A 23,942-nucleotide genomic window follows, 5' to 3' on the forward strand; every position below is an offset into this window, starting at 1 on the left:
TCGACTACAACCGGAAAAAGTTTAGGTGTTTCAGTATGACTTTGGTGAAGCAGCTGAGTTTACCCGCGTCACCGGTGAACTCTGGCGATTTTCCCACAGCACCGTTAATCCGCGCTGCAAGGCGATGAAAATAAATAATAAAACGCCAATTGCAATCTTCGTCCACCACGAACTGAGCGTGCCGTCAAAGTTAATATAGGTCTGAATCAACCCCTGAATAGCAACGCCGAATAGCGTGCCCAGCACCGTACCGACGCCACCGCTCAACAGCGTGCCGCCGATGACCACCGAGGCAATGGCATCCAACTCGACACCCACGCCTGCCAGAGCATAACCCGCCTGGGTGTAGATCGAAAAGACGATCCCGGCCAGCGTCGCCAACCCGGTAGAGAGCATATAAATGCGAATGGTAGTGCTGCGGGTGGAAATGCCCATCAGGTTCGCTGACGTCGCGTTTCCGCCAATGGCATAAACCTGATTGCCAAACCGCGTACGGTGCGCGAGGAAAATCCCGATCACCACGACCGCCAGCATCAGTAGTCCCATTGCACTTAAGCGACCACCGCCGGGAATCTTCCATGCCAGACTGGAAAGCGTGTCGTAAATAGGGTGGTTAATCGGGATCGACTCCTCCGACACCAGATAGCTCACACCACGTAAAAAGAACATTCCTGCGAGGGTGATAATGAATGCCGGGATCTTCAGCGCATCAATCAGCAGCCCCATAAATGCCCCAAACGCGCAGCCCATTGCCAGTACCAGCGGGAAGGCAACCAGTGGCGAGAGCCCCCAGTAACCAATCGCTTTTGCCAGAAAAACACCGGTAAACGCGATCACCGAACCGACGGAAAGATCGATACCCCCTGAGAGGATCACAAACGTCATACCGACGGCGATAATTCCGAGGAAGGCATTATCAGTCAGTATGTTGCAGATCACCCGCGTCGAGGCGAATCCGGGAAACTGGGTCAGACAATAGAGATAGCCCAGCACGAAGACCCCGAGGGTGATCATCAACGGTAAGTTACGTTTTATCACGGCCACGCACTCCTTTTATCAGACTGATAAAGCGCTGCGATTGCACAATCAACACGCAAAGCACCACAATGGCCTTAACGACCTGGTTCATCTCAGGCGGGAAGCCTGACAGCAAAATTCCTGTGTTCATCCCCTGGATAATCAACGCGCCCACCACTGAGAGCAGAAGGTTAAATCGCCCACCCATCAGCGATCCTCCACCAATCACCACCGCCAGGATGGCATCGAGCTCCAGCCATAATCCGGCGTTGTTGGCGTCGGCACCGCGAATATCCGCCGTGACGATGATGCCGGCGATCGCCGCGCACAACCCGCTCAGCACATAGGTGAGCATGACGATGATCCGCGTATTGACGCCGGCATTTTTCGCCGCCCGGATATTGATCCCCACCGCCTCAATGAACATGCCCAGCGCCGTTTTCCGGGTCAGTAGCCAGAAAAGCACCAGCGTAATGAGCGCGATAATAACCGGCGTGGGAAACAGCAGCAGTGAGCCGCTGCCAAACCACGAAAGCGCAGGTGAGTTAAAGGTGACAATCTGTCCGGAGGTGATCAGTTGTGCCACGCCGCGTCCAGCGACCATCAGGATCAGCGTGGCGACAAAGGGCTGAATTTTCAGGATCGCCACCAGGATGCCGTTCCACAGTCCGGCGAGTATGCCGGTGCCCAGCGCGGCACACAGCACCACCGGCAGGCTGTGTCCGGCGACGGTCATGGCAGCGGTAGTCGCGCCTGCGATCGCCATGACCGCACCCACGGAAAGATCGATTCCCCCGGTGGCAATCACCAGCGTCATACCAATCGCCAGCAGCGCAACGGGGGCGGCCCGGTTGAGGATATCAATCGGGCTGCCGAAGAGACGGCCATCCTGCAGGATAACCTGATAAAAATGCGGCGCGACCAGGCTGTCGACGATCAGCACCAGCAGGAGTGCGATCAGCTGCGGCATACCCGTTGGCCAACGGAAACGGCGTTTTGGCGGCGTGCTCTGCGGGAGAGATTGGGGCATCACAAGTGTCTCCTTACGCCGCGATGGCGTTCATGATCGCCGGAACGGACAGTTCGGCCAGTGGGATCTCCGCCACCTGTTTACGGTCACGCATGATGATCACCCGATCCGCATATCCCACCAGCTCTTCCAGCTCCGAAGAGATGACCAGCAGCGCCAGACCGTCAGCGCACAGGGTTTCGATGAGTCGGATGATCTCCGCATGCGCTCCAACGTCGATGCCGCGTGTGGGCTCGTCGAGGATCAGGAACTGCGGTTTGGTCAGCAACCAGCGTGAAAGCAACACTTTTTGCTGATTGCCGCCGGAAAGAAATTCGATCGGTTGTTCCGCGCTGGGGGTACGGATGCCAAGCTGGCGAATAAAACGCTCGGCGATGTCATTTTGTTCTTTTCGCGGGATTGGTCGCAGCCAGCCGCGCTGAGCCTGCAAAGCAAGAACAATGTTTTCGCGCACCGAGGCGGCGGCAATGATCCCGTCCGTTTTGCGATCTTCCGGGCAGAAGCCGATCCCAAGACAAGACGCCTGATGCGGCGATCGCAATGTCTGCGGTTTGCCTTTGATCTGCGCGCTACCGCTGTCGGCTGGCTTAATACCGAAGATGACTTCAGCCGTTTCAGTGCGTCCGGATCCCAGCAGCCCCGCCAGTCCGACAATCTCGCCGGGACGCACCTCAAGATCGAATGGGGAGATCGTCCCCTTCTTACCGTAGTTTTTAAAGGCGGCAACCGGTTTTTCGCTCAGTAATGTGCGGCCTGCGCGTTGCAGAGCCTGAGTATCCAGTTCACGTCCAAGCATCATTTTTACCAGCTCGATCTGCGGTAGCTCGCGAGTTTCGCGGCAGCCGACAAAAGTGCCGTTGCGTAGCACCGTGATCCGATCGCTGACCTGATAAACCTGATCGAGAAAATGGGTGACGAAGATCAGGCTGACGCCGCGATCGCGCAGATGGCGCATCAGACCAAACAGCATTTCAACCTCTTGCGTATCGAGGCTGGCGGTGGGTTCATCAAGGATCAAGACTTTTGCGGAGAGATCGATTGCCCGACAGATCGCCACGATCTGCTGCATGGCGACAGAGAATCGGTTGAGCGGCTCGCGCACGTCGAGAGAAAAACCGTAAGAGGCCATCAGCTCCGTGGCGCGCTTTTCCATCTCTTTGCGCCGCAGCAGGCCAAAACGGCGTGGTTCACGACCGATAAACAGGTTGTCGGCCACCGACATGTTCGGTAGCAGGTTGACCTCCTGGTATACCGTACCAATGCCAAGTTGCTGTGCGTGGGCGGTATTTTTTGGGGAAATGGCGTTACCTTCGAGGAAGATCGTGCCACGATCGGCATGATAAACACCGGTCAGCGCCTTAATCAGCGTTGATTTTCCGGCACCGTTCTCGCCGAGCAGCGCCATAATTTCGCCACGCCGCAGGCTGAAATCAACGTTATCCAGCGCTTTGACGCCGGGAAAGAACTTGCTTAATCCCTCTGTTCGGAGAATTTCCTGGTGTTGTTCCGCGATCATTTTCTCCCTCCGGTACAAAAGCGCCCCGTAGGCCGGATAAGGCGTTGACGTTGCGCTTATCAGGCCTACAGAACTCCCGAACCGTAGGCCGGATAAGGCGTTCACGCCGCCATCCGGCAACACAACGGACAGCGACCGGGCTTAATAGCCCATGTTTTTCTTCTTCTCTAACTCTTCTTTCGCCGTATCCGGCAGATAGAGCGTCGATTTCGTGATGGTGACTTTCTCAGGCATCGTGCCATCTTTCTTGAACTTCTCGAGCGCGTCGAAAGCCGGGCCTGCCATGTTCGGCGTCAGTTCAACGCTGGCATTCGCATCCCCATCGATCATGGCTTTAAAGATATCCGGTACGCCGTCGATAGACCCGGTCAGAATATCTTTGCCCGGTTTCAGCCCCGCTTCTTTAATGGCCTGGATCGCACCGATCACCATGTCATCGTTGTGGGCGTAAACCATGCAGATGTTCTTACCGTTGTTCTCAGCTTTGATAAAGCTTTCCATGACCTCTTTCCCTTTACTACGGGTGAAGTCACCGGACTGGGAACGGATAATTTTGATATTTGGCGCACTGGCGATAGCTTCCGCAAAGCCTTTCTTACGGTCGATAGCCACACTAGCCCCGACAGTTCCCTGTAACTCCACTACGTTACACGGCTTGCCGTTGACCTCTTTGATCAGCCATTCACCGATCAATTTACCTTCAAGAACGTTATCGGCGGTGACCGTGGTCATATAGAGAGATTTGTCTTTTACGTCGATGGAACGATCGAGCAAGAAGACCGGGATTTCAGCATCTTTGGCTTCCTTCAATACCGGTTCCCAACCTGTTGCCACCACCGGGGCGATAAAGATGGCATCGACGCCCTGAGCAACAAACGAGCGTACCGCTTTAATCTGGTTTTCCTGCTTTTGCTGGCCGTCGGCGATTTTCAGCGTAATGCCGCGTTTTTCGGCCTCGCTCTTCGCCACGTTGGTTTCTGCGGCGCGCCAGCCGGACTCAGAGCCGACCTGCGAAAATCCAACGGTTAACGGAGCGGCCATGACCATAGACGACATGGCTGCCGAAACTGCTGTGACTAAAAGTAAGCGCTTCCACATAACTGTGTCCTCGTAGGGTAGTTTATTGTTGGTTAAGAAACAGTCGCCGAAAAAACTATAGACAATCGAGCATGTAACGGATTGCGTTACATCACACTTCAAAAAAGTAAATAGAACGTTAATCACAACTTTGTAATCGCTTTCATTTACCTATGAAAAAAGCGGCTGTGGATATGGATTTTCCTGTCATGGAAAGGGTCTGAAAATGGCGCTGTGAACAGGCTAAAGGCAAAAACAGGCGGAGACATTCGGCGCGAGATAGCTATAATACTTGCCACTTGTTTATGTAACAGTTAAAGGAAACAGACATGAGCTTACTCAACGTCCCAGCAGGTAAAGACCTGCCGGAAGATATCTACGTTGTTATTGAGATCCCGGCAAACGCAGATCCGATCAAATACGAAGTCGACAAAGAGAGCGGCGCGCTGTTCGTTGACCGCTTCATGTCCACCGCGATGTTCTATCCGTGCAACTACGGTTACATCAACCACACCCTGTCTCTGGACGGTGACCCGGTTGACGTTCTGGTCCCAACACCATACCCGCTGCAGCCAGGTTCTGTGATCCGTTGCCGTCCGGTTGGCGTTCTGAAAATGACCGACGAATCTGGTGAAGATGCAAAACTGGTTGCGGTACCGCACACCAAGCTGAGCAAAGAATACGATCACATTAAAGACGTGAACGACCTGCCAGAACTGCTGAAAGCGCAGATCACCCACTTCTTCGAGCACTACAAAGACCTCGAAGCCGGCAAATGGGTTAAAGTTGACGGTTGGGACAACGCAGAAGCCGCTAAAGCGGAAATCGTTGCGTCTTTCGAGCGCGCGAAGAAGTAAGTTGCCTTTCTAAGGTCTGCTTTACTTTTGAAGCCCCTTGTTTTATGAGGGGCTTTTATTAATGCTACTCTAAACGAGTAGCTTCAGTTCAGGTTTCGTTTCAAAGAACCGTTCTTGTTCTTGAAAATCAATTAACCTGCTAGCCCCTAATGGTATTTTAGTTCTCGAAACTTTCACTCCCGATTTACAGGTTTCGCACCAAATAACTTTCCATCCGATATTACTATCCTCGGAACCAAAGTATTGATAAGAAAGAGTCTTTTCACCACATACGGGGCATTCACATGAGGTGTAACTACTATCATCTTTTGGTAAGTGTTTCATCCATTCAAGATAGGTCAAAGAGTTCATCTATTTGTACTCCTCGAGTTTTCCAGTCTTATTCTTAAGGTAAAATAGCCAAAAACTATCCTCAATGCCATGAGCGGCCTTTTCATTCAGTATCAATTCTCTATTCATCTTAATTGCATCATTAGCATATGTATTTGGATGCTTAAAGAGATCGATTTGCATGGTATGCATTCTTTCGTGTCCTAATGTTTTTACTAATTGCTCAATATCTGTAAAAGCATCCGGGTACAAATCAATATCGCCATTAGGGTGAGTATAACCATAGATATTCTTTCCTTTCAGGTCAGGATCCCTGATAATTTTCACTTTTACTCCCCCTAAACCTACCCCACCTTCACGCGCAGCCTGTTCAACATAGCGCATTTGCATAGGCACTTTTAGATCTGAAAAGATTTCAATATTACTAGTCCGACGATATAAATTATCAGTGGTGGTAATATGGCCTAATGATACACCCTTAGTATCAATCCGTCTCAACTTCTCAAGACTTCTTATTCTCGAGCCTAACTCCATCCTCCCAAGCCCATAACCTGCGGCAATCGAAGCAGCGGTTATGGCAGCACCGACCGTTTTGTCATTAAGGATCTGATCGTAGCCTTTGACGGCATCACCGCCCAGTTTTTCGGCAGTGTCCCTGAATCCCTCAATATTGCTGTTATAAATCCCCCCCGCCGCCAGCAGTTGCCCTACGCCAGCGCTGTTAAGGGTTTGGGTTTGGGTTTGGGTTTGGGTTTGGGGTTTCATAGCAGGAACAAAAAGCTTATTGTATTCCGCAGGCAGAGCAAGATAGCTAAACTCGGTATTACTTATCAGGTGTTTACTAAGAATATAGTCATAATTGACTGATATTGTTTCTGTATCTATCTCGTCTTTTGTAATACGGAGCTGAATCCCTGATATGGAAGCGCCTCTGAGCTGAACATAATAATATTTTTCCCATTGACCATATCTATTTATTCGATAAAACCAAAACTCCATAAACATATTTTCATTGTTATTAATTGCATTCACTAACAGCGGCGAACTTCTATCTATTTGCTTACTGAATGTTAATTTCTGTCGGTTCGCGCCTTTACTTGCATTCGTTACCCCTGCGCTTACTGAAAACACAAATATTTCATTGATATGATTCTGCTGCCAACGATTACCGACTGAGACAGTTGTGCCACATCCCTCAGAAACATCACCTTGTTGCTCACCAGTGAGTCTAAGATAAACAATATTACTCATTCTATTACTATCCTTACTGGATAATTATTCTGCAGAATGAGAGTGCGACTTAAATAAAACATTTTCCGCTAGCGAGATCATATTCCTCTGCAATTATGCAACATTATGCTTTTAGAGAAATAATAACTCCGACTAATTAGAGGTTCTCTAAATTAGCATTTTAGCGCAATGAAGAAAAAGACAAATGCATCCTGATCCCAGGGATTACAGTTGCAACTTGTTAAAACAACGCCACCCGAGGGTGGCGTGTTTGCATCAGTACTGGTTTCTGTCTAACCAGTTACCGCTTTCGATCAGTGTTAATCCCTCAACCGGACGTTGGTACACGTACATCCATGCACTGCCGTATGGCGTCTGGATCAACTGACGCGCGTATTCGCCGCCCCTGGTGCGCAAGGCATCAAGTTCAGCCAGCGTGGCATTATCAATACGATAAACCTCACCGTGTACTGTTCCGTTCCCCGGAACTGCGCCTGGATAGTGGCCCAGACTATACAACTGGTAGTTATCGATACTGTAATTCCCCAGCAACTGGGCGTTGGTCATCCAGTGGCTGTTGCCTTGATTGGTACGTAAACTGCCGTAGACAAATATTCGCATTGCTAAAACTCAAACTGATAGAGCAAATCCAGTGCCTGATCTACGCCAGACACGGCTTCCAGATATAGCTTAGGCATCAGGCGATAACGTAACGTGAGAGTCGCCAATGAGTCAAATATCCCCACGCCATATTTCACCTGTAGACCTGGCAATACGTATCCGCTGACCACGACCTGGGATGAGTCCCCCACACCCTGGGTGTCCAGCGCCAAATTGCTTACGCCAAAAGTCTCCCCGATTTTACCCACAACCTGACCACTTTGTGCAACCCCCAGGCCAATAAGCATTGAGGTCATCGCTGCACTGTCGCTCTGTTCGCTGTCCAGCCCCTGGCCACGAAGCAGGTAGGAAAGCGCCATTTGCTGCGACATTGCCGGGTCGGAGAAGATCTCCGCCTTCGGTTCGTCCGCCGTTCCGGTAACACGAACGCCTGCGATCACATCGTCTTCTGTCGCCTCCGGATTACGAATCGCTTCGATATTCAGCAGCGGTTGATCCGGCGGGCCGGAGAATAGCAGCTCGCCTTTACGCACGATCAGATCCTGACCGTAAGCGTGGAAGCGGCCTTGCGGAATATTAATTTGCCCGTTTAGCCCCAGCCCCTGCTTATCCTGCGCGACTTTCAGATCGCCAGTGAGTCGCGCTTTCAGGCCAAATGCGTCTATACGCACGTTATTGCCGACGTGGACAATCAGGTTACTGTTGATCGGGATCCCTGCGGTCTGCGGTTTCTCCGGCTGCAACTCATCATTCAGAATCACTTCATCGCTGGAAACGCCCACGGCGCTCTCTGGCAACTCATGCACCACGATGCGCGCCCACGGTACATCGACACGCCCGTCAAGCGTAAACAGGTTCGGCGTGGCTTCAAACACCACGTCCGGCGAGACGTCGAGCCGCACCATCGGCGGTACGGTGATCCGCACCTTACTCCCTTTCGCCGCCACGCGAGCGCGCCAGTTGTCGATCTGGCTCCAGTCGGCATCACCGCTAAGGTTGATTTGTCCCTGCTGCGTGCGGATCTCCCCTGCTAACGTTGAACGCGTGCCGGTGAAATTCATCGCCAGTTGGCTTGGCTGCATATCAAATGGCATAAAGTTACCGTCGATATCCAGCCCGCTTAGCTGCATCTGCCCAAACATCTGCGGGCTTTGCAGATCGCCCCCCAGGCGCAGATTCGCATTCAGCATGCCCGCCGCTTTTTCGCCACGCGCGAAAATCGGGTTAACCATCGCCAGATTGAGGTTGCGAATCGCCACTGTGCCGCCAAGATTGCGCCGTCCTTGCGGATCGGTCACCTGTACCTGCCCTTCAAGCTGACCGTTATTGGCCAGACGAATCAGCCAGCCCAACTGGGCGCGATTATTGTGCAGATCGGCGCTCACGTTGAGGGTATCAAAGGCCAGCGGTAGCGGCGCATCGTTAACCGTCTGCGTCACCTTCACGCTACGCCCGGAGAGCGTCACGTTGCCTTGCGGCAGCCCCTCTTTGGTGGTGTCCCAGGAGACATCGGCTTTACCGGTGAATACTCCGCTGGCCTGCGTCGTCTCTGGCATAAACGGCTTCAACATCGCCAGGTCAAAACGGTTAAGATTAACAACCGCCCGTCCTTCAGCGCCGGCATCAATGGTCTGGGGTACGCACAATTCAGCATTCGGGTTCGCCCAGCAGTGCGGCCCAATACTGATTTTTTGCTCCTGGTTGCGGTAATCCAGCGCAATCGGTCGTGTCAAAGACAGCGGCCCGACCGGCGTCTGGAAGCGGGTGTTGCTCAGGTTTCCTTTCCAGCGTTCTTCTTTGCGGTCAAAACTTCCCGCCAGATCCAACTGACCGGAAACCGGCTCCCCCTGTACGCGCAACTGCAATTCATGCTGCTTCTCGCTGCCTTTGGCGTTCAGGGTCACCAGGTTGATATTCACATCCGGCTGCGAGATGCGTTCTACGCGAACGTCCAGCTTCCCGGCAATCTGGTCGGTCGATTTAATATCGCCTTCCACGCGTACCTGCGCCACGGACAGTTCCTGCCAGCGCAGATTACGCGCGGTGATATCCGCCAGTAGCTGTGGTGCCTCAACCGTACCGCGCACTTTCACCCGCCCTTTCGCTGTACCGCCTAACCCCGGCAGCGCGTTGTCCAGACCCGGAGCGTCGATGGTGGCATCCAGATTAAGATCTTTCACGCCCAGCTCGCCTTTCACTTCCGCGCTGTTCGGGCCGAGTTCCAGGTGCAGCTCCGGAATGGTCCACTGCATGTAGCTGTTGCCCTTTAGCGATCCGTCAACGTTAACCTTGTTCTGTTTGACGTTGCCGGTCAGCTTCAGCTCGGGGATCTCCATCTGCCAGCTTCCGCCATACAAACTGCCCCGGGTTTTAATCAACCCGTTAAGCTTCGACGGCCAGTCCGGCACCTCTTTCGCCGTATTGATGCCGTCCAGCGTCAGTTCACCACGCCAACTGATTGCCTGTTGCCAGTCCACCAGCGCTTTCAGCTCGGTTTTCCCCTCCAGCGCCGCAACGCTGAGTTTGTCGAGGTTGATCTGCTGCTCGTTACCTTTAGCATCCAGCGTAATGGTCGCTGGCGGGATATCCTGCCCTTTCACCGCCGCGCGCATCGACAGCGTATAGTCGGTCATATTGCCGGTCAGCTTGAGCTTGATATCATCGGCCTGAAACTGCCTGTCGCCGGTAAACGGCCAGTAGATCTGCTCGCTCACCACTTCCAGGTTGAGCGGCAGTCCGGCTTCCGCCAGACGCGTCTGGGCGCGCAGAACCATGTCCACCGGGCCGGAAAGATTAACACCCACTTCAAGTTGTTCACGCAGTGCGCCGCCAACCTTCAGTTTCACCTTCTCACCTTTCAGCGGATCGATGTTCAGGGTGCTGTTGAGGGTAATATCCACCGGCCAGTTATTGGCAAGCTGAGCCGTGCCGGTCGCGTTCACCGTGCCCTGATTTGAGTCGATATCCAACGTATCGAGCTGCATATTGCCGTCGATGCTGCTGACTTTTAACAGCAGGCTATGCACGGTGAGATCGGTATCGCCCGTAATGCGTAACTGCTCGCCTTTGAACTCTTCAATGTTGAGATTGAGCGGCAGATGCACATCCGTCATCTCTGGCAGTACCGGCTGTGAGAACAGATCTTTCAACGTCTCGCCGAGTGGCTTTTCATTAGGCTGTGGGTTTTCGATTTTCGGCTCAACCACCTCTTCCTGCGCCACTTCCGCTACCTTCGGCAGCGCAATCAGTAGTCCCTGCAGCGAGGTGGGTTTGAGAGTCAGGTTTTTCTCTTGCCAGGTGAGGCCGGAGGCGAAATCCATCACCGAAACGGTGGTGTCATCAATTTTGATATTGACGTTATTCAGCGCCACGCGGGAAAGGGTGATGGGATACGGCGTAGAAAGATCCAGCGGGCCGCTGTCCTCTTCTTCTTCAACCTGTTCGGCAGGCGGCATCTTTTTGCTGTCGATAGCCACGTTGATGTCTTTAAGCGACAGGTCGTTGACGCACAGGCTGCTGTTCCACAGGCAATTTAGCCCAACGGCCAGATGCACTTCCCCGGCGTTAACCGCCACGCCGGGCTGGTCGTAGCGGATATTTTTTAACGATAAATCACGCCAGCCGCCGGTCACCTGGCCTATTTCCAGCCCTGGCACCCAGCGGTTCGCAGCGCTGAAAACCAGATGCAGACCGGTTGTCGTGCCCACCAGAAACGCCGCCGTTCCCAGCAGCAGCAGGAGAACAATCAGAACACCGAGGCTTATCTTCTTCCATAAACTCATAATTCAGGCCCCAGACCGATATAAAACTGTAAACCGTGTTCGTCTTTGTCGCCGATTGGCGCGGCCAAATCGAGCTTGATCGGCCCGACCGGTGACTGCCAGCGCACGCCCACCCCAGCCCCGGTTTTGAAGTCGCTTTTACGGATATCACTCACCGCTTCGCCACTGTCGACAAACATGGCTCCCCACCATTTTCCGGTGACGTTGTACTGGTACTCCAGCGACCCGGTCGCCAGCTTCGAGGCGCCTTTCAGATCGCCGTTGCTGTCTTTTGGTGAGATAGATTTGTATTTATAGCCGCGAATACTGCGGTCGCCCCCGGCGAAGAAACGCAGGTCCGGCGGCACTTTGTCGAAATCACCGGTTTCGATCCAACCGAGATTGCCGCGCATCACAAAGCGATGACGGTCGTACAACGTGCGGATCCAGACGTTTTGCGCCTGAATAACCGAGAAATCAACATCCGACCCCCACGCAGTGTTGGAGTAATCCACCGAATAACGCTGCGAGTCCCCCCAGGTCGGCATCAGGCCACCGCGCGAGCGCGTGCGGCTGATCATCACGCCAGGATAGAGCAGCATCGTGGTGTTGGTCACCTCACCCTGAGTAAAGTGGTCAAGACTCCAGCGCAGGTTGATGGCACGCTGCCAGCCGCTGGAGAGGTCCCAGTAGCGCGAAAGCGCCAGCGTGGTGGAATCCTGCTCGGTATCGTTAAGATCGGTCCGCTTAAAACCGCCCTGGACAAGGTAGTACTGTTCCAGGGGATTCTTCAGGAGGGGAATTTTGTAACTGAAGTCCAGCTGCTGTTCAGGCGCCGAGATGCTGGCGCTGGTGGTCAGGCTGTGACCATACGAGTTCATCCACGGCTTTTTCCACGTCGCTTTGACGCGCGGTCCCACATCGGTGGAATAGCCCACCCCCGTCTCGATGGTATTTTCAGTACGCGGAGAGACGACGCCTTTTAGCGGCAGCACTTTCGTTTTACGCGCTTTATCAAATTCTGGCGCTACGACGACGGAGTTAAACCATCCGGTCGCCGAGAGACGGCGGTTAAGTTCGCCGAGATCTTTCGACTCGTACTCATCGCCCTCTTTGAACGGTACCAGGTGTTGCAGGTACTCGTCGCGGATCTGCGAACCTTCAAAGGTCACGTGACCAAAACGGTAACGTTCGCCGCTGTTGTAATCGATATCCCAGAAAGCCTGGTGGCGATCGACCGCGACCCCTAACTGGCTTTTGTTGAATTCACTGTCGAAATACCCTTTACGTAGCGCCACGCTGGTGAGGGACTTTTTGAAGCTGTCATAGTCACCATGATTAAGTACCGTACCGATTGCCGGGCGCGTTTTCAGCAGGTCCAGGTAATCTCTGTCGGTGCGCGCGCCGCCGCGTAAAATGACTTCAGTACCGCCAATACGCACCGGTTCACCAGGCGTCACTTTGGCAATCAGGACCTGCCGCCCTTTTGCCGGAGGCGGTCGCAGGTCAAAATCAATCGTCGGCTCATAATAGCCGAGCGCTTTTAGTCCTTCGCGGATGGCATCATCTACCCGCGCGCGAAACCGTCTGTCTGGCGTGACTTCATCGCTTTCGATAGTAGAGAGCTGCGCACGGACGTTTTTCTCCAGTTCTCCTGAAAGCCCCTCGACCTGCAGACGGACGTTGGCGGCAAAGGCAGAACTGCTTAAGCACAGTAAGCTCATCCAGCATAACTGACGAATTTGTGACACTTTTTCTCCTGAATATCCCTTATCCCCGGCCCTGGAAACACGTTTGATGCCGATCCTCGGCTTAACAAAAACCCAACAATCAGGATTGAAAAAAAGACGACAACCCAAATATTTCTTATGTTTACTGTAGACACATTCGCGACTGTTATTGTCTGCAAATACGCGTCTTGTTACAACCTTAACCCCAATTACAGATATTCGGGAGAATGGCACCATGAGTATATTTGATAAAAAGCACCTGATCTCACCGTCAGATGCATTACCTGGGCGCAATACCCCGATGCCGGTGGCAACGTTACATGCGGTTAACCAACATTCAATGACCAACGTGCCAGACGGGATGGAAATAGCCCTTTTTGCGATGGGCTGCTTCTGGGGCGTTGAACGCCTGTTCTGGCAGCTTCCGGGCGTCTATAGTACCGCTGCGGGCTACGCGGGCGGATATACGCCAAACCCGACCTATCGTGAAGTCTGTTCCGGTGAAACCGGTCACGCCGAAGCGGTAAGAGTGGTTTACGATCCGGCAGTCATTAGCTACGAGCAACTGTTGCAGGTCTTTTGGGAAAACCATGATCCGGCGCAGGGTATGCGCCAGGGTAACGACCACGGCACACAATACCGCTCGGCCATTTACCCCCTCACGCCTGAACAGGACGCCGCCGCCCGCGCCAGCCTTGAACGCTTCCAGGCTGCAATGAAAGAAGCGGGCGACGAGCGCCCAGTGACGACCGAAATCGGCAACCCCACACCGTTTTACTACGCCGAAGATGACCACCAACAGTATTTACACAAAAACCCGTATGGCTATTGCGGCATTGGCGGTATTGGCGTTTGTTTGCCGCCACAACGCTGAGAGTGCGGTTCTGATATTGCCGAAAAATTAAGCCTCTGGCGGCTTAACAGTCCCTTACGCTATACTAGCCCCTGAACTTACCGGCTCACTTCCACGAGCCGGTTTTCAATGTGTAAATCTTATGGATAAATACTCTATGGATTTCGAGTTGCAGGAAGACGGCAAGCTCGTGAATCCCCAGGAGCATAGATAACTCTGTGACTGGGGGGAATGAGTGCAACCAACGCACCTGCAGCTTGAAAGACGACGAGTATAAACTTCCCTTCCGAGGATCTGGCGTTACGCCGGAAAAGATATGTTAAACAGTATTTTAATCATTCTTTGCCTGATCGCTGTAAGTGCGTTCTTCTCGATATCCGAGATCTCGCTTGCTGCCTCACGTAAAATTAAACTCAAATTGCTGGCTGATGAAGGCAATCTCAATGCGCAGCGCGTGTTGAAGATGCAGGAAAACCCTGGGATGTTCTTCACGGTGGTGCAAATTGGTCTTAACGCCGTGGCTATTCTGGGCGGTATTGTGGGCGATGCTGCTTTTTCACCCGCGTTTTATTCTGTGTTTTCGCAGTACTTATCATCGGAAATCTCCGAGCAGTTGAGCTTTATCCTCTCCTTCTCGCTGGTCACCGGTATGTTTATTCTCTTCGCGGACTTAACCCCGAAACGCATCGGTATGATTGCACCAGAAGCTGTGGCTTTGCGTATCATCAACCCGATGCGCTTCTGTCTGTATGTATTCACGCCGCTGGTGTGGTTCTTCAACGGGTTAGCGAACGTTATCTTCCGCATTTTCAAACTGCCGATGGTGCGCAAAGATGACATTACCTCTGATGATATCTATGCCGTGGTAGAAGCCGGGGCGCTGGCCGGGGTGCTGCGTAAACAGGAGCACGAGCTGATTGAAAACGTGTTCGAACTGGAATCCCGTACCGTGCCGTCCTCCATGACGCCGCGTGAAAATGTGATCTGGTTTGATTTACACGAAGATGAGCAGAGCCTGAAGAATAAAGTGTCGGAACATCCGCACTCCAAGTTTCTGGTCTGTAATGAAGACATTGACCACATCATTGGGTACGTTGATTCTAAAGACCTCCTGAACCGCGTGCTGGCAAATCAAAGCATGGCGCTCAACAGCGGCGTGCAGATCCGCAACACCCTGATTGTTCCTGATACGCTGACCCTTTCGGAAGCGCTCGAAAGCTTTAAAACCGCAGGTGAAGACTTCGCGGTGATCATGAATGAATACGCGTTAGTGGTCGGTATCATCACCCTGAATGACGTGATGACCACGCTGATGGGTGACCTGGTCGGTCAGGGGCTGGAAGAACAGATTGTGGCGCGTGATGAGAACTCATGGCTGATCGATGGCGGTACGCCAATTGACGACGTGATGCGCGTGCTGGATATCGATGAATTCCCGCAGTCTGGCAACTACGAAACCATCGGCGGCTTTATGATGTTTATGCTGCGAAAAATCCCGAAACGTACCGATTCGGTGAAATTCTCGGGGTATAAATTCGAAGTGGTGGATATCGATAACTACCGTATCGACCAATTGCTGGTGACCCGTCTCGACAGCAAGCCAAATGTGCTGGTGCCGAAATTACCGGATGCGAAAGAAGAGCAGCCTTCCTGATGACCTTCGGGGGCAACACGCCGTTGCCCCTCATCAATACTTCGTAATCAGCCTTCTCTAACTCGTTAAATTCAAACGGAACTGACTGTTTAGCGGCGGCGTTACCTGCTACTCATCGCCTTTGAGTCGGATAAAAAAGTCTATCCCCTACAAACATCAACGGCCCCCATTGGGAGCCGTTTTATACTTTTATAAACTACTGCATAGCACTTTGGTTAAGCCATCTCAGTTTGCAGACGCAGAACCTGACGGTTGACTTCGGACATCACAGACAAGTGCTGTTTGTCCTTCACTTTTGGGATAAGAATCTTACCCTTATCAAACTCAAAAGCGCCAACGTCCTTGATATATAACCGTCCACGGAACAGGATTTTCACGTACTTCGCCACTTGCAGCGGGTTGTACCGTTGGAAAATTTTCATTGTTATCTCCTGCTGAGTCTAGCGCCCTTGCGGTACCACAATCGGTCCAACAGTTATAAGGCGCAAATTTTAATGCCATTTGACTATAGACTATCTGGGCGATGTTTCCAGCATGTATAAGTTTATTTACCATCTGGTTACAGTTATTCAGACTTATCTCTACCTGCATCACTAAATGCAGTATAGGCCGGCATTTTTCTTATGAATTGTGCGCCCGTCCGCAATCTGCGCCGTGATTACGTGAAAAAGCACTATTCGCACATATGATTAACAATCAGACCAAAGTGGTCGGATCACCTGCAAACGATAAAAAGGAAATACCATGACCTTACGCAAGATGCTGGTGCTGGCGTGCCTGTTAATACCGATGATGGCTTCTGCCCATAACTTCGAAACCGGTCAGCGCGTCCCGCCGGTAGGGGTTGCCGACCGTGGCGAACTGCTGCTGAATAAGGACGAGTTCAGCTACAAAAGCTGGAACAGCGCGCAGTTGCCCGGGAAAGTGCGCATTCTCCAGCACATCGCCGGACGCTCTTCGGCTAAAGAGAAAAACGCGACGCTGATCGAGGCGATCAAATCAGCAAATCTCCCACATGACACCTATCAGACCACGACGATCGTCAACACGGATGATGCCATTCCCGGCACCAGCATGTTTGTACGCAGCAGTCTGGAGAGCAATAAGAAGCTCTATCCGTGGTCGCAGTTTATTGTCGACAGCAACGGCGTGGCACGTAAGGCCTGGCAGCTTGACGAAGAAAGCTCCGCTATTGTGGTGCTGGACAAAGACGGTCGCGTTCAGTGGGCAAAAGACGGTGGGTTAACCCAGCAGGAGGTGCAGCAGGTGATCGACCTGCTGCATAAGTTACTCAGTAAATAGAGACCCGGAAGCCGGGGTTGAGGAACGATTCGCGCGGGGTGTAGTCCAGCGGCTTGCCCTGCCAGTCGTGAACGTGCGCCCCGGCAGCAGCAGCCACGGCGTGACCTGCGGCGGTATCCCAGACACAGGTCGGCCCGAAGCGCGGATACAGCTGCGCCTGTCCTTCCGCCACCAGGCAAAATTTCAGTGACGAGCCGATTGACGTGGTCTGGTGTTCACCCAGTTGCTGTAAATACTCTTTTAGCTCGTTGTCCGCATGAGAACGGCTGATCACCACCAGCGGAGGACGCGCATCACGAACCTGGATCTGCTTGCGCACGCCGCACTCTTCTTTCCAGGCTTTACCGTCTGCCGCGCTGTACATCACCTTCATCACCGGGGCGTAAACCACGCCCAAAACCGGCTTACCGTTCTCGATCAGCGCGATATTGACGGTAAACTCGCCATTGCGCTTAATAAACTCTTTGGTACCGTCCAGTGGGTCGACCAGCCAGTAACGCTGCCAGTGTTGACGCGCCTCCCAGCTCGGGGGGGCTTCTTCAGAGAGTACCGGGATGTCTGGCGTTAACTGCGTTAACCCCTCCAGGATGACGGTATGAGCAGCAATATCCGCCGCCGTGACCGGAGAATCATCCGGCTTGCTGGTCACCTCCATCGGCTTGATTCCATCATAGACTTGCATAATGGCATCGCCCGCATTCCGTGCAAGCTGGCATACATGTTCTAACATTCTCCACCTCTTTTATGGCAGTGGCCTTAACTCGTTGTTTTACTTATACCCTATCGTTGGAGGATCCGCCAACTGTGATAGCGACTGCGGTTTCCACTGCTGATTTCATGGCATGATTCACAGTTATGTAAGCAAAAAAGCTTATATACATTTTCTTTTGTGGTTCAGATCTTAAAGGATGCCCCCTGATGATTAAGTTTAGTGCAACGCTACTGGCCACGCTGATCGCAGCCAGCGTGAACGCCGCGACCGTCGATCTTCGTATTATGGAAACCACTGATTTGCATAGCAATATGATGGATTTCGATTATTACAAAGATACCGCAACCGAAAAATTTGGCCTGGTGCGTACTGCAAGTCTGATCAACGCCGCGCGTGGTGAAGTGAAAAACAGCGTGTTGGTGGATAACGGCGATCTGATTCAGGGGAGCCCGCTGGGTGACTATATGGCGGCAAAAGGACTAAAGGATGGCGACATCCATCCCGTCTATAAGGCGCTGAATACGCTGGATTACGCCGTCGGTAACCTGGGTAATCACGAATTTAACTACGGACTGGAATATCTTCATAAGGCGCTGGCTGGCGCGAAATTCCCCTACGTTAATGCCAACATCATCGACGTTAAGACGCAAAAGCCGCTTTTTACGCCTTATCTGATTAAAGAGACGGACGTCGTTGATAAAGAAGGCAATAAGCAGACGCTAAAGATCGGCTATATCGGTTTTGTACCGCCGCAGATCATGACCTGGGATAAGGCCAACCTGAGCGGCAAAGTGACGGTGAATGACATCACTGAAACCGCACGCAAATATGTGCCGGAAATGCGCGAGAAAGGCGCCGATGTGGTGGTCGTGATTGCTCACTCCGGGTTGTCTGCCGATCCGTATCAGAGCATGGCGGAAAACTCAGTTTACTACCTCAGCGAAGTGCCTGGCGTTGACGCCATTATGTTTGGTCATGCTCATGCCGTTTTCCCCGGCAAGGATTTTGCCAGTATCAAAGGTGCGGATATCGCGAAAGGCACCCTGAACGGCGTACCGGCGGTGATGCCGGGCATGTGGGGCGATCATCTGGGCGTGGTCGATCTGGTACTCAACAATGACGGTGGAAAATGGCTGGTCACTCAGGCAAAAGCCGAGGCGCGCCCGATTTACGATGCCGTCGCGAAGAAATCCCTCGCCGCTGAAGACAGCAAGCTGGTGGATATCCTGAAGACCGACCACGACGCCACGCGCGAGTTTGTCAGCAAGCCGATCGGTAAATCCGCCGATAATATGTATAGCTATCTGGCCCTGGTACAGGACGACCCGACCATTCAGGTGGTGAACAATGCGCAGAAAGCGTATGTGGAACATTTTATTCAGGGCGATCCGGACCTGGCGAAACTACCGGTACTGTCTGCCGCTGCGCCGTTTAAGGTTGGCGGACGTAAGAACGATCCGGCAAGTTTTTCTGAAGTTGAAAAAGGTCAGCTCACCTTCCGTAATGCTGCCGATCTCTACCTCTACCCGAACACCCTGGTGGTGGTCAAAGCCAGTGGTAAAGAGGTGAAAGAGTGGCTCGAGTGCTCGGCCGGTCAATTTAACCAGATTGATGTGAACAGCAGCCAACCGCAGTCGCTGATCAACTGGGACGGTTTCCGCACCTATAATTTCGACGTGATCGACGGCGTGGAGTACCAGATTGATGTTTCACAACCTGCCCGCTATGACGGTGAATGTCAGACGGTGAACCCGAAAGCCGAGCGCATCAAGAACCTGACCTTTAAGGGTAAACCCATCGCTCCGAACGCCACGTTCCTCGTCGCCACCAATAACTATCGCGCCTATGGCGGCAAATTTGCCGGAACCGGCGACAGCCACATTGCTTTTGCCTCCCCTGATGAGAACCGCTCGGTACTGGCAGCATGGATTAGCGCAGAATCTAAACGGGCGGGAGAAATTCATCCGGCGGCGGATAACAACTGGCGACTGGCTCCGATTCACAGCGACAAGACGCTCGATATCCGTTTCGAAACGTCGCCCACGGAAAAAGCCGCCGCGTTTATTAAAGAGAAAGGGCAATATCCGCTGAAGCACGTCGCGAATGATGAGATTGGTTTCGCGATTTATCAGGTCGATTTGCGTAAATAACCTGAGTGCCGGATGGCGCTGCGCTTATGAGGCCTACGGTTTGCAGGCCAGATAAGGCGTTAGCCGCCATCAGGCACTTTCTCTTTGCGCCAGCACCTGTGGCAGGTTCAATTCAATCCAGTCTGCCAGCGCGGCCACTTTCTCGCTGACCTGCATGCCAAGCGGCGTCAGGCTGTACTCCACGTGTGGCGGGACCACCGGATACGACACGCGATTGATAAACCCATCCTGCTCCAGCGCCTGGAGCGATTGTGCCAGCATTTTTTCGCTCACGCCGCCCATCTTACGGCGTAAATCGCTGAATCGATGCGTACCTTCACGTAGCGCGACCAGAATCAAAACGCCCCAGCGACTAGTGACATGTTTAAGCACATCGCGAGATGGGCACTGTTCGGCAAATAAATTGCCGTCGCGTAGTTGTTGAGAAAGCGTCGGAGAGGACATTTCATACTTACCTTTTTGTGCGTACTTACTAAAAGTAAGTTTAAGTGGTAGCGTACTCAAACACAATAGATACGTTAAGGAGTCACCTCATGATTGCTATTACCGGCGCAACAGGCCAACTAGGCCAACACGTTATCGAAAGCCTGCTAAACACCGTTCCTGCGAGCCAAATTGTCGCGATAGTGCGCAACCCAGCGAAAGCCGCCGCATTGAGCCAACGGGGGATTTCCGTGCGCCAGGCTGACTACAACGATGAAACCACATTCACCGCTGCGTTGCAGGATGTCGAAAAATTACTGCTGATATCTTCAAGCGAGGTTGGACAGCGCGCGTCGCAGCATCGCAAGGTGATCAACGCGGCGAAGCGCGCTGGAGTGAAATTTATCGCCTACACCAGCCTGCTACATGCAGATCGTTCCCCGCTTGGCCTGCACGTCGAGCATGTTGAAACGGAAAAGATGCTCGCGGAATCTTCAATTCCTTATGCGCTGTTGCGTAACGGTTGGTATACCGAAAACTATCTGGCAAGTGCGCCTGCCGCTCTGGAACATGGCGTATTTATTGGAGCTGCCGGCGAGGGCCGGATTGCCTCCGCGACGCGTGCAGATTATGCCGCCGCCGCTGCACAAGTGATCGGTACCGAGGGTCATGCCGGGAAAGTGTACGAACTGGCCGGTGATGAGAGCTGGACACTGGGCCAACTGGCCGCTGAACTGAGTAAACAGAGCGGTAAAAATGTCGTCTACCAGAACTTAAGCGAAGCCGATTTTGCCGCGGCGCTAAAGGGGGTCGGGTTACCTGCGGGCCTTGCGGATATGCTGGCTGACTCTGATACCGGCGCCTCAAAGGGAGGACTCTTCGATGACAGCCACACGCTGAGCAAATTGATTGGTCGCCCGACGACAACGCTGGCCAACAGTGTCAAAGGCATACTGTAGTGTTAATAATTAGTTAACTGTTGTGGCGTCCTGGGGCATCCTCTCTGATAATGACAAGACGATGTCCTGGGAGAAATGACGTGCAAGGTGTACCCGAGCAGTTTAGCGATGAGAAAGACCGCGCCCGCTTCCGCCACCTGGCGCAGATCCCGGGCGTGGAGTTGTATCATGCGCATATCTCGCGCTACGCCTTTGAGCCGCACACTCATGAAGCCTTCGGCATTGGCGCGATAGAAGCCGGTGCTGAACGCTTTCGCTATCGGGGGACCCAGTACGTTGCCCCCGCGTACTCCGTCGTGACCATGAATCCGGATGAACTTCACACTGGCGAAGCCGAAACGGCCGACGGCTGGCGCTATCGGATGATCTATCTGGAGCCAGACCTGTTGGAAGAGGTGACCGGGATCCGCCACTGGTGGTTTCACGACGTCACCCGCCACGACCCCGGGCGTTCACAGAAGATCTGCTCGCATATCCATGGGCTCTGGCATACCGACGATCCGTTAGCGCAAAAAGGAATGCTGCTCGATCTCATCGACACGTTCCGGCCACTGGCCCGTCATGCGCCGGTCGCGCAGGAAGGCGGTCATCGCTTTACGCGCGTGCGGGAGTATCTGCATGACAACTATATGCACCCGGTGACTCTGGATGAACTGGCGCGCGTTGCGGCACTCAGCCCCTGGCATTTTCAGCGTCAGTTCAAAGCGCACTTCCACGTTACACCACACCAGATGCTGATGGCGATTCGCCTGTGGCGGGCAAAGTCATTTCTTACCCTCGGTATGCCCGCAGCAGACGTCGCCGCCGCCACTGGCCTGACCGATCAGTCTCACCTTACCCGCGCTTTTACGCATCGTTACGGGATTACTCCCGTGCGCTATCAAAAGCAGGTTTATTCTCGCTAATGCGCAAGCTCATACAATACGCTTCCGTTTTCCCTGCCTACACTTTCCACCACTCTCTCAATGCGGATGTAAAAAATGATTAGCGGCGTGATGTATGCCCTGCTGGCGGGGCTAATGTGGGGACTCATCTTCGTTGGACCGCTGATCGTACCGGACTATCCGGCAGTATTGCAGTCAATGGGGCGCTATCTGGCGTTGGGACTGATCGCCCTGCCGCTGGCCTGGCTCGGCCGTGTACGACTTCGACACCTCACGCGTAAAGACTGGCTGACCGCGCTGGCGCTGACGATGATGGGCAACCTGATTTACTACGTCTGCCTCGCCAGTGCTATTCAGCGCACCGGTGCGCCGGTATCAACGATGATTATCGGTACGTTGCCGGTGGTCATTCCGATATTCGCTAATCTGCTCTATAGCCATCGCGACGGCAGGCTATCCTGGCGGCGCTTAGCGCCTGCGCTGGTGCTGATGGGGCTTGGTCTACTGTGCGTAAACATTGCGGAGTGGAATCAGGGACTGTCCGATTTTAGCGGCTGGCGCTATGGTTCAGGTATTGCGCTGGCGCTGGTCTCGGTGGGATGCTGGGCCTGGTATGCGCTGCGTAATGCCCGTTGGCTGCGGGAGAATTCCGATAAACACCCGATGATGTGGGCGACGGCGCAGGCGCTGGTAACACTGCCCGTATCGCTTCTGGGATACCTTATCGCCTGCCTGTGGCTGCATAACCAAACGCCGGACTTCACGCTGCCCTTCGGCCCTCGCCCTGCGGTATTTATTGGGCTAATGCTGGCGATTGCGATCCTGTGCTCATGGGTTGGCGCGCTCTGCTGGAACGTCGCCAGCCAGCGATTGCCAACGGTGATCCTCGGTCCGTTAATCGTTTTTGAGACGCTCGCGGGCCTGCTGTATACCTTCATTTTACGTCAGGAACTCCCGCCTGCACTGACCGTCAGCGGCATCGTGCTACTGGTTGTCGGCGTTGTGGTGGCGGTCAGAGCAAAGCCAGAAAAGCCTAACCTGGTGCCCGTTTCACTTCCTGAGAACACCCCTGCTCCGAAAGAGTTATAGCTTCGCTTTAAAGATGCATTTAAAATGCACTTTATATTATTAAGAATGAGGTAACGGCTATGGCTTATCGCGATCAACCCTTAGGTGAACTGGCGCTCTCTATTCCTCGCGCTTCGGCACTGTTTCGTAAGTACGATATGGATTACTGCTGCGGCGGTAAACAGACGCTGGCCCGCGCTGCTGCGCGTAAAGAGCTGGACGTTGAGTCGATTGAAGCCGAACTGGCGCTGCTGGCTGAACAGCCGGTTGAAAAAGACTGGCGTGTGGCTCCGCTGGCTGAAATCATCGACCATATCATTGTCCGTTACCATGACAGACACCGCGAACAGTTACCGGAGCTGATCCTGCAAGCAACCAAGGTTGAGCGCGTTCATGCCGACAAGCCGAATGTACCGAAAGGGTTGGCAAAATATCTGACCATGCTGCATCAGGAGCTTTCCAGCCACATGATGAAAGAGGAACAGATCCTGTTCCCGATGATCAAGCAAGGTATGGGCAGCCAGGCGATGGGGCCCATCAGCGTGATGGAAAGTGAGCATGACGAAGCGGGCGAACTGCTGGAAGTGATTAAGCACACCACCCAGAACGTGACCATTCCGCCGGAAGCATGTACCACATGGAAAGCGATGTATAACGGGATTAACGAACTGATCGATGATCTGATGGAGCACATCAGTCTGGAAAATAATGTTCTGTTCCCGCGTGCGTTAGCCGGGGAATAACACTTTGCCGGATGGCGGCTGCGCC

20 protein-coding genes are annotated in these 23,942 nt (G+C 53.2%); 9 read left to right on the top strand and 11 right to left on the bottom strand.

The features are described 5' to 3' along the window. Positions 1 to 30 precede the first annotated feature (30 nt). The 4 genes from yjfF to ytfQ all read right to left on the bottom strand — a co-directional run bounded on the left by yjfF (position 31) and on the right by ytfQ (position 4,661). On the bottom strand, positions 31 to 1,038 hold the full coding sequence (gene yjfF / locus HVY19_RS17905; RefSeq protein WP_181681879.1) for a galactofuranose ABC transporter, permease protein YjfF: 1,008 nt from the start codon (positions 1,036 to 1,038) through the stop codon (positions 31 to 33). Beyond that, a complete protein-coding gene (gene ytfT, locus HVY19_RS17910) occupies positions 1,025 to 2,047 on the bottom strand; it encodes a galactofuranose ABC transporter, ATP-binding protein YtfT (RefSeq protein ID WP_181684323.1) in 1,023 nt (340 codons plus the stop codon). Before ytfT ends, yjfF begins: the two co-directional genes overlap by 14 nt. Before the next feature lie 13 nt (positions 2,048 to 2,060). After that, positions 2,061 to 3,563: a galactofuranose ABC transporter, ATP-binding protein YtfR gene (gene ytfR / locus HVY19_RS17915; RefSeq protein ID WP_181681881.1), complete on the bottom strand. Its 1,503-nt coding sequence runs from the start codon at positions 3,561 to 3,563 to the stop codon at positions 2,061 to 2,063. 141 nt (positions 3,564 to 3,704) lie between these two features. Next, on the bottom strand, positions 3,705 to 4,661 hold the full coding sequence (ytfQ, locus tag HVY19_RS17920; RefSeq protein ID WP_181681883.1) for a galactofuranose ABC transporter substrate-binding protein YtfQ: 957 nt from the start codon (positions 4,659 to 4,661) through the stop codon (positions 3,705 to 3,707). A gap of 308 nt (positions 4,662 to 4,969) precedes the next feature. Here ytfQ and ppa point away from each other — a divergent pair, with 308 nt between their 5' ends. Then, positions 4,970 to 5,497, top strand: a complete 528-nt coding sequence (ppa, locus tag HVY19_RS17925) for an inorganic diphosphatase (RefSeq protein ID WP_004109025.1) — start codon at positions 4,970 to 4,972, stop codon at positions 5,495 to 5,497. Between the two features lie 351 nt (positions 5,498 to 5,848). Here the strand turns inward: ppa and tssD are convergent, their stop codons facing one another. The 4 genes from tssD to tamA all read right to left on the bottom strand — a co-directional run bounded on the left by tssD (position 5,849) and on the right by tamA (position 13,190). Then, on the bottom strand, positions 5,849 to 7,078 hold the full coding sequence (gene tssD, locus HVY19_RS17930) for a type VI secretion system tube protein TssD (protein WP_181681885.1): 1,230 nt from the start codon (positions 7,076 to 7,078) through the stop codon (positions 5,849 to 5,851). A 255-nt stretch (positions 7,079 to 7,333) separates the two neighbouring features. Continuing rightward, a complete protein-coding gene (locus HVY19_RS17935; RefSeq protein ID WP_181681887.1) occupies positions 7,334 to 7,678 on the bottom strand; it encodes a gamma-glutamylcyclotransferase in 345 nt (114 codons plus the stop codon). A gap of 2 nt (positions 7,679 to 7,680) precedes the next feature. Beyond that, entirely contained in the window at positions 7,681 to 11,460 is a 3,780-nt protein-coding gene (tamB, locus tag HVY19_RS17940; RefSeq protein ID WP_181681889.1) for an autotransporter assembly complex protein TamB, read from the bottom strand. Beyond that, on the bottom strand, positions 11,457 to 13,190 hold the full coding sequence (gene tamA / locus HVY19_RS17945; protein ID WP_181681891.1) for an autotransporter assembly complex protein TamA: 1,734 nt from the start codon (positions 13,188 to 13,190) through the stop codon (positions 11,457 to 11,459). Before tamA ends, tamB begins: the two co-directional genes overlap by 4 nt. A 214-nt stretch (positions 13,191 to 13,404) precedes the next feature. Between tamA and msrA the strand changes: the two genes are divergently transcribed. After that, positions 13,405 to 14,043: a peptide-methionine (S)-S-oxide reductase MsrA gene (gene msrA, locus HVY19_RS17950; protein ID WP_181681893.1), complete on the top strand. Its 639-nt coding sequence runs from the start codon at positions 13,405 to 13,407 to the stop codon at positions 14,041 to 14,043. A gap of 295 nt (positions 14,044 to 14,338) precedes the next feature. Then, positions 14,339 to 15,676: a hemolysin family protein gene (locus tag HVY19_RS17955; RefSeq protein WP_181681895.1), complete on the top strand. Its 1,338-nt coding sequence runs from the start codon at positions 14,339 to 14,341 to the stop codon at positions 15,674 to 15,676. A 215-nt stretch (positions 15,677 to 15,891) separates the two neighbouring features. Here the strand turns inward: HVY19_RS17955 and HVY19_RS17960 are convergent, their stop codons facing one another. Next, positions 15,892 to 16,098 carry a DUF1107 domain-containing protein gene (locus HVY19_RS17960; protein ID WP_004857160.1) on the bottom strand — a complete coding sequence of 69 codons (207 nt, stop codon included), beginning with the start codon at positions 16,096 to 16,098 and terminating at the stop codon, positions 15,892 to 15,894. 322 nt (positions 16,099 to 16,420) lie between these two features. Here HVY19_RS17960 and HVY19_RS17965 point away from each other — a divergent pair, with 322 nt between their 5' ends. Continuing rightward, positions 16,421 to 16,978 (top strand): YtfJ family protein, encoded by a 558-nt coding sequence (locus tag HVY19_RS17965; RefSeq protein ID WP_181681897.1) that lies wholly within the window; start codon positions 16,421 to 16,423, stop codon positions 16,976 to 16,978. Here HVY19_RS17965 and cysQ read toward each other — a convergent pair. Next, entirely contained in the window at positions 16,968 to 17,708 is a 741-nt protein-coding gene (gene cysQ / locus HVY19_RS17970) for a 3'(2'),5'-bisphosphate nucleotidase CysQ (RefSeq protein ID WP_181681899.1), read from the bottom strand. The two genes, HVY19_RS17965 and cysQ, sit on opposite strands and share 11 nt — an antisense overlap. Positions 17,709 to 17,896: 188 nt before the next feature. Here cysQ and HVY19_RS17975 point away from each other — a divergent pair, with 188 nt between their 5' ends. Continuing rightward, positions 17,897 to 19,840 (top strand): bifunctional 2',3'-cyclic-nucleotide 2'-phosphodiesterase/3'-nucleotidase, encoded by a 1,944-nt coding sequence (locus tag HVY19_RS17975; protein WP_181681901.1) that lies wholly within the window; start codon positions 17,897 to 17,899, stop codon positions 19,838 to 19,840. A gap of 69 nt (positions 19,841 to 19,909) precedes the next feature. Here HVY19_RS17975 and HVY19_RS17980 read toward each other — a convergent pair whose 3' ends face one another. Next, positions 19,910 to 20,284, bottom strand: a complete 375-nt coding sequence (locus HVY19_RS17980; protein ID WP_181681903.1) for a helix-turn-helix domain-containing protein — start codon at positions 20,282 to 20,284, stop codon at positions 19,910 to 19,912. Positions 20,285 to 20,373: 89 nt separating this feature from the next. Between HVY19_RS17980 and HVY19_RS17985 the strand changes: the two genes are divergently transcribed. The 4 genes from HVY19_RS17985 (at position 20,374) to ytfE (ending at position 23,917) form a co-directional block, all read left to right on the top strand. Next, positions 20,374 to 21,222 (top strand): SDR family oxidoreductase, encoded by an 849-nt coding sequence (locus HVY19_RS17985; protein ID WP_181681905.1) that lies wholly within the window; start codon positions 20,374 to 20,376, stop codon positions 21,220 to 21,222. A gap of 80 nt (positions 21,223 to 21,302) precedes the next feature. Then, on the top strand, positions 21,303 to 22,127 hold the full coding sequence (locus tag HVY19_RS17990; protein ID WP_181681907.1) for an AraC family transcriptional regulator: 825 nt from the start codon (positions 21,303 to 21,305) through the stop codon (positions 22,125 to 22,127). Between the two features lie 75 nt (positions 22,128 to 22,202). Then, positions 22,203 to 23,195, top strand: a complete 993-nt coding sequence (locus HVY19_RS17995; protein ID WP_181681909.1) for a DMT family transporter — start codon at positions 22,203 to 22,205, stop codon at positions 23,193 to 23,195. A gap of 59 nt (positions 23,196 to 23,254) precedes the next feature. Continuing rightward, positions 23,255 to 23,917: an iron-sulfur cluster repair protein YtfE gene (gene ytfE, locus HVY19_RS18000; protein WP_181681911.1), complete on the top strand. Its 663-nt coding sequence runs from the start codon at positions 23,255 to 23,257 to the stop codon at positions 23,915 to 23,917. Positions 23,918 to 23,942: the final 25 nt, after the last annotated feature.

The organism is Citrobacter sp. RHB25-C09 (assembly GCF_013836145.1).
Taxonomy (GTDB): Bacteria; Pseudomonadota; Gammaproteobacteria; order Enterobacterales; family Enterobacteriaceae; genus Citrobacter_A.